The sequence below is a fragment of the Streptomyces sp. NBC_00989 genome (assembly GCF_045162655.1).
Lineage (GTDB): Bacteria > Actinomycetota > Actinomycetes > Streptomycetales > Streptomycetaceae > Streptomyces.
The window spans coordinates 5620042-5635265 of sequence record NZ_CP108728.1 but is presented as its reverse complement, the minus strand read 5'-3'; the positions used below and the strand labels follow the sequence as shown (position 1 = coordinate 5635265).

The 15224-nt window shown below is 70.4% G+C and carries 16 protein-coding genes; 9 read left to right on the top strand and 7 right to left on the bottom strand.

Going from position 1 to position 15224, the window contains the following annotated elements:
* The first annotated feature begins 111 nt into the window (after positions 1-111).
* The 5 genes from OG714_RS24685 (at position 112) to OG714_RS24665 (ending at position 4665) form a co-directional block, all read left to right on the top strand.
* Positions 112-348, top strand: coding sequence for a phosphopantetheine-binding protein (locus OG714_RS24685; RefSeq protein WP_393750860.1), 237 nt, complete (start codon positions 112-114; stop codon positions 346-348).
* Positions 345-1580, top strand: a complete 1236-nt coding sequence (locus tag OG714_RS24680; RefSeq protein ID WP_406124114.1) for a beta-ketoacyl-[acyl-carrier-protein] synthase family protein — start codon at positions 345-347, stop codon at positions 1578-1580. The genes OG714_RS24685 and OG714_RS24680 overlap by 4 nt, the downstream gene beginning before the upstream one ends.
* 46 nt (positions 1581-1626) lie before the next feature.
* Positions 1627-2622: a 3-oxoacyl-ACP synthase III family protein gene (locus OG714_RS24675; RefSeq protein ID WP_406124112.1), complete on the top strand. Its 996-nt coding sequence runs from the start codon at positions 1627-1629 to the stop codon at positions 2620-2622.
* Between the two features lie 67 nt (positions 2623-2689).
* Positions 2690-3460: a (4Fe-4S)-binding protein gene (locus OG714_RS24670; protein WP_406124110.1), complete on the top strand. Its 771-nt coding sequence runs from the start codon at positions 2690-2692 to the stop codon at positions 3458-3460.
* Complete coding sequence (locus tag OG714_RS24665; RefSeq protein ID WP_406124109.1) at positions 3457-4665, top strand: cytochrome P450; 1209 nt, start codon at positions 3457-3459, stop codon at positions 4663-4665. Before OG714_RS24670 ends, OG714_RS24665 begins: the two co-directional genes overlap by 4 nt.
* Before the next feature lies 1 nt (position 4666).
* Here the strand turns inward: OG714_RS24665 and OG714_RS24660 are convergent, their stop codons facing one another.
* From OG714_RS24660 to OG714_RS24650, 3 genes are all read right to left on the bottom strand, one after another.
* A complete protein-coding gene (locus OG714_RS24660; protein WP_406124107.1) occupies positions 4667-5446 on the bottom strand; it encodes a crotonase/enoyl-CoA hydratase family protein in 780 nt (259 codons plus the stop codon).
* Positions 5447-5514: 68 nt separating this feature from the next.
* Positions 5515-6723 carry a cytochrome P450 gene (locus OG714_RS24655; protein ID WP_406124106.1) on the bottom strand — a complete coding sequence of 403 codons (1209 nt, stop codon included), beginning with the start codon at positions 6721-6723 and terminating at the stop codon, positions 5515-5517.
* A 110-nt stretch (positions 6724-6833) separates the two neighbouring features.
* Positions 6834-7166, bottom strand: a complete 333-nt coding sequence (locus OG714_RS24650) for a hypothetical protein (RefSeq protein WP_406124104.1) — start codon at positions 7164-7166, stop codon at positions 6834-6836.
* A 253-nt stretch (positions 7167-7419) separates the two neighbouring features.
* Between OG714_RS24650 and OG714_RS24645 the strand changes: the two genes are divergently transcribed.
* Positions 7420-9375, top strand: a complete 1956-nt coding sequence (locus tag OG714_RS24645; RefSeq protein WP_406124102.1) for a protein kinase domain-containing protein — start codon at positions 7420-7422, stop codon at positions 9373-9375.
* A gap of 46 nt (positions 9376-9421) precedes the next feature.
* Here the strand turns inward: OG714_RS24645 and OG714_RS24640 are convergent, their stop codons facing one another.
* Positions 9422-10768: a lipase family protein gene (locus OG714_RS24640; protein ID WP_406124100.1), complete on the bottom strand. Its 1347-nt coding sequence runs from the start codon at positions 10766-10768 to the stop codon at positions 9422-9424.
* Positions 10769-10951: 183 nt separating this feature from the next.
* The gene (locus OG714_RS24635; RefSeq protein ID WP_406124099.1) at positions 10952-11329 is read right to left on the bottom strand and encodes a hypothetical protein; all 378 of its coding nucleotides are present in this window, start codon (positions 11327-11329) and stop codon (positions 10952-10954) included.
* Between the two features lie 175 nt (positions 11330-11504).
* On the opposite strand from OG714_RS24635, the gene OG714_RS24630 reads away from it, so the two are divergent.
* From OG714_RS24630 to OG714_RS24620, 3 genes are all read left to right on the top strand, one after another.
* Complete coding sequence (locus OG714_RS24630; protein ID WP_406124097.1) at positions 11505-11870, top strand: hypothetical protein; 366 nt, start codon at positions 11505-11507, stop codon at positions 11868-11870.
* A 438-nt stretch (positions 11871-12308) separates the two neighbouring features.
* On the top strand, positions 12309-13031 hold the full coding sequence (locus OG714_RS24625; RefSeq protein ID WP_406124095.1) for a hypothetical protein: 723 nt from the start codon (positions 12309-12311) through the stop codon (positions 13029-13031).
* A gap of 226 nt (positions 13032-13257) precedes the next feature.
* A complete protein-coding gene (locus OG714_RS24620; protein WP_406124093.1) occupies positions 13258-13767 on the top strand; it encodes a hypothetical protein in 510 nt (169 codons plus the stop codon).
* Positions 13768-13923: 156 nt separating this feature from the next.
* Here the strand turns inward: OG714_RS24620 and OG714_RS24615 are convergent, their stop codons facing one another.
* Complete coding sequence (locus OG714_RS24615; protein WP_406124092.1) at positions 13924-14454, bottom strand: immunity 53 family protein; 531 nt, start codon at positions 14452-14454, stop codon at positions 13924-13926.
* Positions 14455-14533: 79 nt separating this feature from the next.
* A complete protein-coding gene (locus tag OG714_RS24610) occupies positions 14534-15001 on the bottom strand; it encodes a DUF6083 domain-containing protein (RefSeq protein WP_406124090.1) in 468 nt (155 codons plus the stop codon).
* Positions 15002-15224 lie beyond the last annotated feature (223 nt).

The window sequence follows — 15224 nt, the reverse complement described above, 5'->3', positions numbered from 1 at the left end:
GCCTGTCGCCCCCGTCCACCGGCGTCCGCTCTGTAAAAAACAGGTCGGACGACTCGGTTCCGGAACCCCGCTCACCCCACTCGCCCCGCTCGCCCCGTCGAAAGGAACCCCATGTCCCCCGCCCAGACCGCCGTGACCGCCGTACTCACCGAGAAGTTCGAGGTCAGCGCCGAGAGCATCCGTCCGGAGGCCACCCTGGAGAGCCTCGATCTCGACTCGCTCGCGCTGGCCGAACTCGCACTGGCGCTCCAGGAGCAGCTCGGGGTTCCGGTTGCGGAGGAAGAGGCCGCCAAGAACAGCACCGTGGGTGAGCTCGTCGCCGCGCTGAACGCCAAGCGGGAGCGATGAAGGCGGCGTCCGTGCCCGTGTCCGTCACCGGCCTGGGGCTCATCACCCCGGCCGGGGTCGGCCGGGAGGAGACCTGGAAGGGGGTCCTGAGCGGGCGTTCCGCCGGTGCCACGGACCCCGAACTCAAGGGCTGCGCCGTGGACTTGTCCTGCCGTATCCCGCTCATGACCCCGGAGCAGGCCCGGATCGGCGGCGGGAAGGCCTGGCGGATGGGCCGGTTCAGTCAGCTCGCCGTGCTCGCGGCGCGCGAGGCCGTCGCCGACGCCGGGCTCGACCCGGCCGGGTGGGACGGGGCGCGGGTCGCCGTGGTGATCGGTTCGGGGCTGGCCGGTGCCGCGCATCTGGAGGACCAGACGATCCGCCACCACCAGGGCGGCCCCGAGCTGGTGTCGCCCGCGCTGGTGCCCATGCTGATCTCCAACATGGCCGCCGGGGAAGTGTCGTTGGACCTCCGCGCCCATGGTCCGTCCCTGGCGACCGAGACCGCGTGCGCCTCCGGGGCCAGTGCCCTGGCCGTCGCGCGGGGGCTGCTGCTCGCGGGGCTGTGCGACATCGCGGTGGCGGGCGGCGCGGAGGCGGCCGTCACCCCGGTGATCACGTCCGGCTTCCAGCGGATGGGCGCGCTGTCGTCCCGGGTCGACGAACCCGCCGCCGCCTCACGGCCGTTCGCCGCGGACCGGGACGGGTTCGTGATCTCCGAGGGCGCCGCGATCCTCGTCCTGGAACGGGAGGCGGACGCGCGGGCGCGTGGCCGGCGGCGGTACGCCCGGCTCGCCGGGGCCGGTCAGACGTCCGACGCGTATCACCCGACCGCCCCCGCCCCGGGGGGAGTTCACGCCGAGGCGGCGCTGCGGTCGGCGCTCGCGGAGGCGGGGCTGCGCCCGGCGGACGTCGATCACGTCAACGCGCACGGGACCTCGACGCCGCTCAACGACCTGACGGAGGCGGAGTTGATCGCGCGGGTGCTGCCGCACCGGCCGAGTGTCACCGCCGCCAAGGGAGTTCTCGGGCACGGTCTCGGCGCGGCCGGTGCGATCGAGGCGGCGCTCACCGCCCTGACCATCCACCGCTCCACCGTCCCGCCGATCGCCAACCTCGCCCCGGACAACCTCCCCTTCGACCTGGACTGCGTCACGGGCGCACCCCGCGAACAGCGTGTCCGGGCCGCCGTCAGCCACTCCTTCGGGTTCGGCGGGCACAACGTGGTGCTCCTCCTCACCGCCGGGGACTGACGACAACCGACCGAGGGCTGAACCGGATTGAAGTGAAGAGGGCTCAATGACCGTTCACAGCACCATCGTCCACGCCACCGTCCACATCCCCGAGGGACGCCAGAGCGTGGCCGCCGTGGAGGACCGATTCCGGGCGGGCAGCCCCGCCGTGCCGCTGTCGCGCGGGGTGCTCCAGCGGATGTACGGGCTGGCCGAGCGCACCGTGGCCGACGATCTGGAGCAGCCCTCCGACCTGGCCGCGCACGCGGCCCGGCGCCTGTTCGAGGACACCGGGACCGATCCGGGCGGCGTGGACCTGCTCCTCTACGCCGGCATCCTCGCCGACATGGAGGAGCCGGCCACCGCCCATGTCGTCGCCGACAAACTCGGCCTGGGCTGCCCGGTGTTCGACCTGAAGAACGCCTGCAACGGAGTCCTCAACGCGCTGGAGGTCGCCGACGCGTTCATCCGCGGCGGGCAGTACCGGCGGGTGCTGGTGACCACCGCCGAGGTCAGCACCCGGGAGAGTCGCTGGCAACTGGACGATCCCGCCGACCTGTTGACCGCGCTGCCCAGCCTCAGCACCGGCGACATGGGTTCGGCCCTGCTGGTGGAGGCGGGGGAGCGGCCCGGCATCCTCGGTTCGCGGTTCTTCGCCAACTCCTGGGGCTGGCGGGCGGCGACCCTGCCCAACCCGTACGCGCAGCACCGCCGGCTCGGGCATCTCCGCATCGACTCCGCCCAGTTGGTGGGGTCGTTCGAGGGGCTGCCCGGCAAAGTGCGGGGTGCGATGCGGGAGTTGGGTGTCGAGGGCGACGACCTCGACCTCGTCTGTGTGCACCAGCCGTCGGTGCCGTTCACCAAGGTCGTCTGCGACTGGGTGGGCGTGGACCCGGGCCGCATCCTGGCCACCTTCCCCACCCACGGCAACGTGGCGACCAACACCATCCCGCTCCAACTCGCCGCCGCCCTCGACAGCGGACGCCTCCAACGCGGGGACCTGGTCGGCATGTTCGGCTTCGCTAGCGGGGCGAGTGCGGGGGTGGTCGTGTGCCGTTGGTGAACGCCGCCGGCCCAGCACGACACCTCCCCGGCCCCGACACCGTACGAACGTGAAGGCACAAGGCACCATGACCACGACCCGCACCCCGCACACCCCGCGCATTCCGCCCCTCCCTCCTGCCGAATGGCCCCCGGTCCTCCGGTCGTTGCTCGCCGACTCCCGGCAGGACGGGCCCGGCCGGGAGAACCTGTTCGGCACCCTCGCCCACCACCCCGTGCTGGCCCACGCCTGGCTCTCCCTCGCCCGTGTCCTCACCCATGAGGGCACCCTCGGCCACCGCGGACGGGAGTTGGTCGTCCTGCGAGTCGCCCACCGGCTCGACGCCCCCTACGTCCACGGGCGGCACCGCACCCGGGCCACGGACGCCGGGCTGACGGACGAGGAGATCGACGCGACGGCGGCCGGCCTGGCCACCCACCCCTGGCAGCCGGAGGACCGCGCCCTCCTGGAGGCGGCGGACCTGCTGGCCGTCAACGCCTCGATCCCGGAGGGCCTTTGGGACCGTCTGGCCCGCGCCCTCACTCCCGAGCAACTCGTCGAACTTCTGGTCCTGGCCGGCCAGACCGCCACCATGTGCACCACGCTCAACACCCTCCGCACCCCCTCCGACCGGCAGCCCTCGCTCACCGTGCTCCTGGACCGCGAACTCTGTTGCAGCGCGGGCCAGTGCGTGGGCGCGGCGCCCGAGGTGTTCGAGCAGGACGAGTCGGACGGCCGGGTCGCCCTGCTCGTCGCGGAGCCGGACGCGCGGTACGCCGACGAGGTGCGCTTCGCCGCCGACCTGTGCCCCAGCGGAGCCATCACGCTCGTCGACCACGAGGAGACAGCCCACCCATGACCGCCCCGACCCTCACCGCCCCGCCCCTCAACCTCCCGGCCCCCTACGGCAGTTGCCCTTTCTCTCCCCCGCCCGCCTACACCGCCGCCGCCCGCGAGGCCGCCGTCTCCCGTGCCGTGCTGCCGGACGGCACCGCGTGCTGGCTGGTCACCGGCTACGACGAGGTACGGGCCGTGCTGGCCGACGCCCGCTTCAGCGCGGACGCGCGCACACCCGGGTTCCCGTTCCTCTCCGCCGGGCAGCGTGAACTGGCCACCGCCAAGCCGAGCTTCATCCGCATGGACGACCCCGAACACGCCCGGCTGCGCCGTATGGTCACCAAGGACTTCCTGGTCAAGCGCATCGAGGAACTGCGCCCCGGCATCCAGGACATCGTCGACCGGGCCGTGGACCGCATGACCGAGGGCCGCGTCTCGGCCGACCTGGTGGCGGACTTCGCGCTGCCGGTCCCGTCGCTGGTCATCTGTCTGATGCTCGGGGTGCCGTACGAGGACCACGACCTGTTCCAGTCGCTCAGCCGCACCCTCCTCGACAACCGGACCACCCGCTCGGAGGCGGAGCGGGCGCACACCGAACTCATGGGCTACCTGGCGGAGTTGGCGGAGCGCAAGCGTCGCGAGCCCGGTGACGACATCCTCAGCCGGCTCGCCGCCCGCGAGGACCTGACCGACCAGGAGACGGCGTCGCTCGGCTTCCTGCTCCTGGTCACCGGGCACGAGTCCACCGCCAACATGACGGCCGTCAGCGTGCTCGCCCTGCTGCGCCGCCCCGACCAGGCACAACTCCTGCGCGAGAACCCGGACTTGGTGCGCGGCGCCGTGGAGGAACTCCTGCGCCACCTCACGATCATCCACCTGGGCCTCGGCCGAGCGGCGACCGAGACCGTGCGGGTGGGCGAGGTGACGATCCCGGCCGGCGAGGGCGTGATCTGCATGCTGTCCACCGCCAACCGCGACGAGCAACTCTTCGGCACTGCAAGCAACTTCGACCTCACCCGCGACGCCCGCCGCCATGTCGCCTTCGGCTACGGCATCCACCAGTGCCTGGGCCAGACCCTGGCCCGCGTGGAACTCCAGACCGTCCTCACCACGCTGCTCCGCCGCCTGCCCGCCCTGCGCCTCGCCGTCCCGGCGGACCGACTCACCTACAACCAGGACAACATCGTGTACGGGCTGCGGGAACTTCCGGTGACCTGGGCGCCGTAGGTCAGGCACTCCAGCGGGGCGGGCGTTTCTCGGTGAACGCGCGGCTGCCCTCGACGGCCGACGCCGTGCCGAACACGGGCGCGCTGAGCGGGTCCTGCACGGCGAACGCGGCGCGGTCGGCCAGGCCGTGGGTGTCCTGGACGATCTGCTTGGTGATGCGCACGGCCTGCGGCGAGTGCGCCTGGACACGGGCCGCGAGCGCGAGCGCGGCGTCGAGTGCCTTGCCCTCGGAGGTCAGTTGGTTGACCAGCCCGTATTGTGCCGCGGCCGCGGCCGGCAGCGGGGCGGCCGTCAACAGGAGTTCCATGGCCAGGTGACGGGGCAGCCGGCCGGGCAGCCGTACGGCCCCGCCCTCGGCGGCGATCAGACCGCGGGCCACCTCGGGCAGCGCGAAGAAGGCGGTGTCGGCGGCGGTCACCAGGTCGCAGGCGAGGGCGAGTTCGAAGCCTCCGGCGACGGCCGCGCCCTCGACGGCGGCGATCAGAGGCTTGCGGATCCGGGCCCGGGTCAGCCCCGCGAGCCCCCGGTCGGCGACGACCGGAACGCCCTCGGTGGGGAACGCCTTGAGGTCCATGCCGGAACAGAAGTGCCCGCCGCTGCCGGTGAGGACGCCGACGGTGAGTTCGGGGTCCGTCTCCAGCTCGGTCAGGGCCGCGTCGACGGCGGCGGCCAGTTGCCGGTCGATGGCATTGCGGACGTGCGGCCGGTTGAGCGTGATGATCAGGGTGCCGTCCTGCCGCGCGGTCACCACCACGGGGCCGGGAGCGGGTGCGGGGTCCATGGTGCGGTTGCCCTTTCTCAGGTGCTGCTTCTGAAGTCCTTGTTCTCGTGTGCCGCTTCCCGGGTCCGTCAGCGGCGGACGACGGGCAGTGCGGCGAGTCCGCGCATCACGCGGGTCGGCCGCCAGGACAACTCGTCGGCGGGCTTGGCCAGTTGGACCGGGCCGAGACGTTCCAGCAACAGCGGGAAGGCGACGGCGCCTTCGAGGCGGGCCAGGGCCGCCCCGATGCAGAAGTGGGGGCCGTGACCGAACGCGAGATGGTTGTTGGGGCTCCGGCCCAGGTCCAGCCGGTCCGCGTCCGGGAAGCAGGCCCCGTCCCGGTTGGCGGAACCGATCAGGAGACTCACGATGTCCCCCGGAGCAATCAACCGCCCATGCAGCTCCACCGGTTCGGCGGCACACCGGAACGTGGCGTCCCGCACCGGAGAGTCGTAGCGCAGCAACTCCTCGACGGCGGTGGCGACGAACTCCGGTCCGGCGCCGGGGCCGGTGAACCGTGCGGCCTGGCCGGGGTCGCACAGCAGGGCGAGCATGCCGTTGCCGATGAGGTTCATGGTGGTGTCGTGTCCGACCAGGAGCAACAGGTAGGCGGTGGAGCGCAGTTCCTCCTCGCTCATCGCACCGGTCTCGTCACCGGCCCGCACGAGCGCGCCCAGCAGATCCACCCCGCTCTGCTCACCACCCGCCCGCTTTCCGGCGATCAGTGTGTCCAGCAGGACGTGCAGGTCGCTCTCGGCGCGGTCCTGGCCGGTGCCGGTGCCGGGGGCGATGGTGGCCATGAGGGTGTCGCGGGTCGCCGCGGTGTCGAGTTCCGCCGGGACGCCGAGGATCGCGCAGATCATGCGGAACGTCAGCGGCGCCGCGAAGTCCGCGATCACATCCACGTGCGGGTTCCGCTCGACCCGGTCCAGCAGCCGGTTCGCGACCTCGGCGACGACGGGTTCCAGGCTCGCGATGCGGCGGGGTACGAACGCCGTGTTCACCAGGGTCCGCAGCCTGGTGTGGTCCGGCGGATCGGCGTGCACCAGATGCCGGTTGAGCCCGGCCGGTCCCGGCACATAACCGGGCACCCGGCCGGGTTCCTTGCTCAGCCGGTCGTCGGTCAGCAGGGCCCGCACATCGGCGTGGCGGGAGATCTGCCACACCGCGGGCCGGCCGGGCCGGCGCTCCACGTGCGCGGGCGCGTTCCGGCGCAGCCAGGCGAAGTACGGGTACGGATCGCTCGCCCGCGCCGCGAGGAGTTCGGCGGGCGGACGGGCGACTGCGTCGGCGGGCATGGGCACTCCGGCTGGGCATCGGTGAGCGCCGCCCCGGTGACGAGGCGAACGCCTCCCTAACGATCAGCCGGGGCAACCGATGCGCGCCGGTGACGACCGTCGTCGTACCGTCATCCGCGCCGTGTGCCGTCATCCGTGTCGTTCAGAAGACCCATGTTCGCGAAGCGGCAGAACATCGTCGCGTCCGGGCCGGTCGGCCAGCGCAGTCCGCGCTCCAGCACCAGGGTGGAGACGCCGGCTTGGGCCAGGCGTAACGCGGTGACGCCGCCGCCGAATCCGGTGCCGACGACGACCGCCCGTTCACGAAGTTCCGTGACGGCGGCCCGAGTTGATGCGGCTGCCCGGGTCCGACCGGCGGCGGCCAGGGCGACCGCGCCGAGGGCGGTCGCGCCGAGCAGTCCGCGGCGGCTGAGGGCGGGGTGGGGGGAGGTGTTCTCGGGCATGGGGGACTCCGGGCCGGCAACCGTAGGGGGAGTGCGAGTCGCCGGGAGCGTAGCGCGTTTGGACATGTTACTGTCAATAAACGGAAATATAATTCTCGTTTGGGAGAGTCGTGATATCGCTCCGCTGTCCCTGAGTCGTGTGGTGGTTCGGGGTGGGTCCCTTTCACGTCCCGTGAATCCGATCACCCCCAAGTGCCCGATCTGTACACTCCGTTACCCGTCAGAGCTGTGTGTGAGGGTGAGAGGTGGGACGGTGTCGGTGGCGCCTGCGGCCGGGGACAGGATCGACGGCCGGTATCTCCTGCACGAGCCCATCGGCACCGGCGGCATGGGCGTCGTCTGGCGGGCCTGGGACGAGCGGCTGCAACGCTGGGTCGCGGTCAAGTGCGCACGCCTGGACGACGATCGGGCCACGCGCCGGCTCATGGGCGAGGCGCGCAACGCGGGGCGGCTGCACCACCCGAACATCGTCGGCGTCTTCGACTACGTCGACGAGGGCACCACCTGCTGGATCGTCATGGAGTACGTCCCCTCCCGCAGCCTCGCCCAACTCATGGCGGAGCGCGGCCCGTTGGCGCCCGAGGAGGCCGGGTCGATCGGCTGCCAGATCGCGGACGCGCTGGTGAAGTCGCACGGCGCGGGTGTGGTGCACGGCGATGTGACACCGGAGAACATCCTCGTCACCGACGAAGGCGTCGCCCGGCTCACCGACTTCGGGATCTCCCGGGCCCTGTGGAACGACGTCACGCAGAGCGCGACGGGCAGCGTGCGCGGCAAACCCCGGTATCTGGCCCCCGAGGTGGCCAAGGGGCAACCGGCCGGCCAGAAGGCGGACGTGTTCTCCCTGGGCGCCTCGCTGTTCGCGGCGGTCGAGGGGCAGTCGCCGTACGGCGAGGCCGAGCACCTGATGACGTATCTGGCCCGGGCCGGCGAGGGGCACATCGAGCCCGCCCTACGGGCCGGTCAACTCACCGGACCGCTCGCCGAGTTGCTGGAGGTGGAACCCCGGAACAGGCCCGACGCCGCCCGCGCGCTCAAGCTGCTGCGGCATGCCACCCCGCCGCCCGCGGAGGTCCAGGACCGGATCGACCGTGTCACCGTCGATCTCACGCACCCGACCATCCGGTTGGGAGCGGCCCTGCGTCACGCCCGGGACGCCGTCACGCTTCCGATGCGACGCCGGCGCGCGCTGGCGATCACGGCCGTGGCGGTGGTCACGACCGGCGCGCTCACCGCCGGCCTCGTCCTCTTCGGCCCCTGGAACTCCGGGGGCACGGACGGCAAGGACGGCAAGGACACCGCCCGGACCGACGCGAAGCCGTCCGCCACGGCCGCGGCGCGGGCCGGAACCATCGGCGACGAGCGTACGGCCGACCCCTGCGGGCTGATCGACGCCGCCTCGCTGAGCCGCTTCGGCGACACCGTGCTGGACCCGGACTACGGCGAGATCGACCGGTGCGACGTCGTGGTGCTCAACAACAGCGGTGACGACAACGCGGACGTGTGGGTCGACCTCGACTCCGACCGGGACACCTTCGACACCGTGCAGAAGACCCGACTGGTGCCCGGCACCCAGCTCACGGTCGTGACCCTCAAGCGGGACAAGGAGTTCTGCGAACGGGCCGTCCTGACCCCGGACGGCAAGCAAGTCCGGGTCACCGGGCACCAGTTGGACAAGTCGGCGCCCGACCCCTGCCAACTGGCCGACACGGCCACCGATCACGTGGTCGGCGTGCTGGCCCACGGCCCGGTACCCCGCCGTACGGCGGCACCCGCCGCGAAGTCCCTGGCCGGCCTCGACGCCTGCACGCTGCTCGACGCCGCCGAACTCAGGCGACTGCCCGGCGTCGAGTTCGCCAACCAGGACCGCGGTTACGGCTCCTGGGCATGCGACTGGTCCAGCGACGGCGACGGTGAGCGCGAGGTGCAGATCCAGTTCAGCCGGGACAACTCGCTCGACGGCGACGACGGAACGCTCGTGAACGTCGCCGGCACGAAGAGCTACTACACCGCGAACGACGTCGAGGACGACAGCTGCACCGTACGGACCCCGCACCAGACCTACACGGACTCCGTCGGCGAACGCACCACCGAGATCCTCCAGTTGACCGTCTACGCTCCGGAGCCGACCGGGCAACTGTGCGACAGCGCGGCCGAGTTCGCGGCCGTCGTGGTGAAGAACATCGCGAAGGAACTGGCGGAGCGGTGACATGACCTCCCCGGAGCCACGGATGGAGGGAAGGAGGGGTGGAGGGTCAGGGCTGGACGGGCATGGTCCAGCAGTTGGAGGGGGCCGGCCTGCCCGCGAGGCGGTCGGTGAGCCACGAGATCGCGTCGCCCTGGTCGGTCAGCAGGGGCGCGAAGTGGTTGAGGAGCGCGCTGCCGACACTGGGCAGGACGACGGCCTTGTACGTGACGTCGCCGCCCAACGCGCACCAGTCGCGGGCCAGTTGGCGCGCCTGGGCGTGCGGGACGAGGTTGTCGCTGACGCCGGTGGCGAGACGGACGGGCCCGGACGGTTTCAGCGTGCCGATGCGCTGCTCGTCAAGGAACGCCTGGAGCGCGGGAGTCGAGGCGATGATGTCGCTGATGGACTCCCCGTCGGTGGTCCAACTGCCGCTCCGCGTATAGCCGTAGCCGAACAGCGCGTCCCCGACGCACATGGTCGACAGGTCGGTCAGGGCGGCCTTTCCGGCGGCGTTGAGATGCGCCTCCGCGAGCGGCTTCAGAGCAGGGTCGGACTGAAGGAACCCGTTGAGCGACCAGCCGAGCGCGCCCGCGAGTTCGCTGCCGTCGATGGCCTTGGTGACGGAGGTCAGATCGGCGGGCGGGGCACCGGCGTACGTTCCGGCGAGGGTGACGTCCGGGGCGTAGGAGGACTGGAGTTCGGCGGCGGCCGCGGTCGCTCCGCCGCCCTGGCTGTAGCCGTAGAGCCCGACCGGTGACCGGGTGGTGACCGATGCTCCGGCGACCGAACGTGCGGCGCGCACGGCGTCCAGCACCGCGTGCGCCTCGTCGATCCGGTTGACGTAGGTGTGCAGCCGGTCGGTGGCGCCGAGTCCGACGTAGTCGGTGACGACGACGGCGACGCCCTTGGCGAGCAGCCGGTAGATCGCCAGATCCTCGTAACCCACGGAAACCGTCTGGCTGTTGAGGGACAGGGGATGCTCAAGACCCATGGACGCGGAGCACTGGTCGCCCTGTCCCAGGGTGCCGGGGGCGACCGCGACGAGGGGGCGCGGGCCGTCGCCGGTCCAGTCGGCGGACGGTTCGATGTAGGCACCGGTGACGGCGACGGGCTGCCCGTTCGAGTCGGTGGACTTGTACATCAGCCGGGTCGCGGTACCGGGGAGCGGGCCGTCGAGGCCGGGCAGGCTCAGGGCGAGGGGGAGGGGTTCACTGCGGACGAGGGTGCCGTCGGCGGTGGGGAGGGTGCTGGGCGGGTTGTAGAACTCGGGGATGGTGACGCCTCGGGAGACGACCTCGTCCGAGGTGCTGGAGTCGGTCGCCGCGGTGGCGGTCGTGAGGGCGAGGGCCTGGGCGGTGAGGCAGGCGGTGGCGGTGATCGCGGCGGCGAGCAGGCGCCGTTGGCGTGCGGGCATGGCGAACCTCCTGTGGAGCGGCCGTCCGGAGAATGGTTCGCCTGGAACTTACCTGCGGGTAAGTTACTCGTGATACCCGTCGGTAGGTTACGTTTCGGTAATGTGACTGACGGTCAGCCGATTCTGTGAGTCGGTTGTCGGGCGGCCGTGAGCCGTCAGCTGTCATTCGCCGGTGGCCGGTCGTCAGCCCGCAGCCGCTGCCCCCGCCACCAGCTCCAGGAACCCGGCGACGGCCTGCGGCTCGTTCACCATCAGGTCGTGACCGGTGTCGATGTCCCACAGCCGCCCGGCCGCGCGGGCCGCCTCCAGGTCGGCGGGATCGCGGTACGGCAGCGTCGAGGTGCATACGATCTGGGACTGCGGAAGCGCCCGCACCCCCGCCTCGTCGTGGAGCCGCAGCGGCTGCTCGAAGCACTTCCACGGATGCGGCGTGATCTTCGACGCCAGCCAGGCGATGTCGTCCGGATCGGTCAACCCGTAGGAGGGCATGGGCCCTTCGCCGGGGAATTTCACCAGCTCCACCCCGTCGACGACTCGCCCCATGGCCCGCGACGCGGCCATCAACTCCGGTGCGAGTCCGGCGAGGGACTGGCCGTTCGCCGGGGTGGCCGCGTGCAGGTAGGCGAGGTGGCCGACACGGTCGAGCGGGTTACTGCGACGACCTGGCGGTAGAACCCCTGTCGACCTCCACCAACACCGTCACGAACCCGGGCTTCGAGACGGGCGCGCTGACCCCGTGGACCCAGGGCACGGGCACGGCGTCGAGCGTGGCTGCCTCCAACTCCCGCATGGTTACGTACTCGTTGCAGACGGGGGCAGCGCGAGCGGAGCCATCCAGACGGTGACCGGCCTTACGTCCGGCGGCAGTTACCTGGTGGCGGCTTGGGCGAAGGTGGCCACTGCGGGTGAGGAGGTCGCGGTCGGCGTGAAGAGCTTCGGCGGCACGGAGACGTACCTGCGAGGCTCGACAACGACGTACACCCAGCAGCCGATCTTCTTCACGACGGGTGTCTCCAACACCTCGGCGTCGGTGTACTGCTACAAGAACTCCGGTTCGGCGGCGGGGTATTGCGACGACTTCACGCTGGTGAAGCTGCCGTAGCGCTGCTGACCAACGCACAGCCTCGGGGTCTTGCGACCCGGGGGTTGTGCGTTGTGGCGTCGCGCGTTGAGGGGCGGGGCCGTTGTCAGTGCCTACGACTATGGTCGCAAGCGCGCGGCCGGCTTCCGGGGGTTCCAGCTCCGTAGGGAATGGTTGCATCCCCGACCTGTCCGGGGGCGGCCCGGAGAACATGTCCGGGACCCAACCGACGGCCGGGCTCAGCTGATGACCAAGAGGTGACCTGTCAGCGCCGGCCGCGCACGACCTACCCCGCAAGGGGCAGTTTTCTCACAGGTGTTGCTTGCCCCGACTGACAAGTCGGCTGACTCCATCGCGGGTTCGCACCCTGAGAGCGTCGAACTCGTCCCTGCTGTCGGCCTTGGGCATCACCGTGCTGCCCACCTGGGTGATGTCAGTCCTTCGTGTCACCATCCTGGCGTGTTGAAGATCCCCGGATATGAAGGCGGCCCTCTGGTCGAGGGCGGCGCCTACCTGGACAATCCGTTGTTCTGGCCTGTGCACCTTGGCAGTTGTCTGCGTGGCGAGGACGTGCAACGAGCCGCCTTCGGAGCTGACTGGGACGCGGCGACGCAGCTCTCCGACGTGCTCTCCGCCGAGCGGGAGTGGCCGACGTTCATCGTGGCTCTCCATTCCGGCCACACCATCCACGTCGTCTACCGCAACTTCGACGGAGACCGGGGCGTGGACTACCTGATCCATGACCCGACCTGGCCGAGAGCGGAGACCCTCGCTGTGGACGACGGTCATTTCATGGGCCCTGGCCTGTCCTGGCCGGAGTTGCTGTCCGCTGCTCGCCAGCCGTCGACAAAGGGCGTCGGCGACCCCGACGCCCGTCTCTTGCTGCTCTTCCCCACGCTCGGCGACGCCCAACTACCCGACGACGCGGCCGTTGCCCTCACCACCGCGCTCAGCGCACTCACCTGGATCGAGGAACCCGCCGACGTCGCGAAGATGCTCCTTGAGAACCAGGGCCAATGGGCTCCGGCTCACTGGAGGCTGACAAACAGCGTCTGGATCAATGACGGTGGGCACTCGTACCGGAACCCCGGCAACGCCTTCGCTCTGCCCGAGGGCCGCCTTCGAGAGATCAGCAACGCACTGAACGGCGGAGAGGCGAAGGACCGCCAGACATCCTGCTGAGGCTCTCAGCTTGGGAAGCGGTGAGCATTTGGGGCTGGATCGGGCATCTCTTTCCGAGGGCCGTGTTCCCACCCGACGCCGAGGTCCGTGGCGCCGGCATCGCCGTCCTGAGCGGGACCGCTGAAGGGGCATTGGTCACAGAATGGTGACCCCCGCTCACACACCCTCCACATGCCGCTCGCCTGAGCACTACGGTCACTCCACCTGAAACACCGTGGGGGACGAGATGACCAACCCGTACACCACTCCTATACCGCCGACACCGCGCCCGCCCGACACCCGCCCGCTCTACAGGCGCGTACTCGTATGGGTCGGAGGCTCGGCTCTGTTCGTCACGGGTGCGCTTATCGGCTCCGCCGGGGACGACGGGCAACAGCCGGTCGAGACCAAGGTCAAGCCCGCGACGACCATCACCGCGACGGTCACAGCCGCGCCCGAACCCGGCCCGACCGTCACGAAGACCGTGAAAGCCAAGGCCAGCCCCGGCCCCACAGTCACCGTCACCGTCACCAAGACCGCCACCGCCAAGGCCGCCAACACTGGCAGTGGCAGTGGCAGTGGCAGTGGCAGCCAGGACAGCGCCGGCACGTGCACGATCGTCTCCAACGCGGGGAACTGCTACTCGGCGGGGCAGTTCTGCCGAAACAGCGATCATGGCGCCATCACCACCACCGCGAGCGGCACGAAGATCAAGTGCGCGTACAGCTCGAACGCCTGGCGCTGGACCTATATCTGAAGCCGCGAGGCCGGCACGGCTCAGACCGCTCTCTGGGTTCATGGGCGGCTGGTTGTCGGAGCCGGGAGGGCTGCGGGTCGCGCCCGAACAGTGGTGAACGGGGCTGAATGAGAAAGAAATTGAGACGGGCCGTCTCTGTCTGCACGGGTCCGGCGGCTAGGACTCCTGGCTGACTGACGTGGCCCATTCGCGGAACAGGCGGAGTGCTTCGCTGAGGTTGAGGGGGCCACAGGACGCGTGAAAGACGCCGTCCGACACCTTCGCCATCACCCAGTCGGAGTGGCTGCGTCGGATGTCCGTCCTCACATAGGGCCGGCCGGACAGTGCCGTCTCCTCAAGGTCGATGTGCACCGTCCAGCCTGGGTTGTCGAGCGTCGCGATGCGAACGCCCCATTCGTGCTCCCAGTCGCCGTCACACTGGGCTTGGTACCACTGCTCCAGCCAACCGAGTTCTCCTGGCGGGCGGTTAGGTGATTCACCGTCGGGTTGTGACTGTGGTCGCTTGGCTGAGCGGAAGCCGATCACGTACCCGAGGACGTAGGCGCAGAACATCAGCGAAACGACGAGCGCGACCAGTGCGATCTTGTCGTCTGCGGTGATCACGGCACGCACCATCATGGCCATCAGGAAGATCAACAGTGCTACTTGGAACCATTGCCGCTTGCGCAGGCCGCGTTGCCCCGTCATGACACCCCCCTCGCGCGCGCAGCCTATAGCGCAGGCCGCCTTGCGAGTCTCTGACGGTTCTGGCACGCGAGGGGCTCGGTCACGCTTCACGGTTCAGGCACACGAACTCATGAGCGGGAATGACGGGCTCTCCGGGGGTGGGATCGATGGCGCCGACCCTGATGGCCACTGTCGCCACGGTGATCGGGGTGTTCGCTGCCTTCGGGTGCATCAAACGCCAACGGTGCGCGGGAGGGACCTTCTTCGCCGGCAACTCGAACGTGGCCAGCTCGACCCAACGGTCATAGTTGGTGGGGTAGCAGCGCACCGGCGCATGGCACTGCCGGCAGGTGCGTGGCTCGACCCAATCCACGTCGTCCGGGTCGAACTCGGGGTCCGGTGCCGCCGTAGCGCCCTCACACACGGCAAGCTCGTTGGCGACCTTGTTCCAGCACCCGTCGCAGAGCTCGGCCGACAGGGGAATGATCCGTCCGCGCTCACGAACATCGGGCCCATTCGACAAGCACAACAGGCACTCAGGCTGGCTGACACCGTGGAGAACCGCCATTTTCCGAGTGTGAGTGCCCGGTACACCATTCAAACAGGGCGCCTTTCGGCCTTATTAGCCAAAGTCGCACTTCAGTGGCCCGATCAACGCACAGGCGCCACTACTGCCCCAAACCGCCACTCGCCCCTATGGTTCCGTGCGGGGACTTCGCTCCGGGGCGATGCGCACAACCCGGGGTTCCCGGCGGGTGTGCTGCTGCGGTGCCCCGACACCGACGATGCGC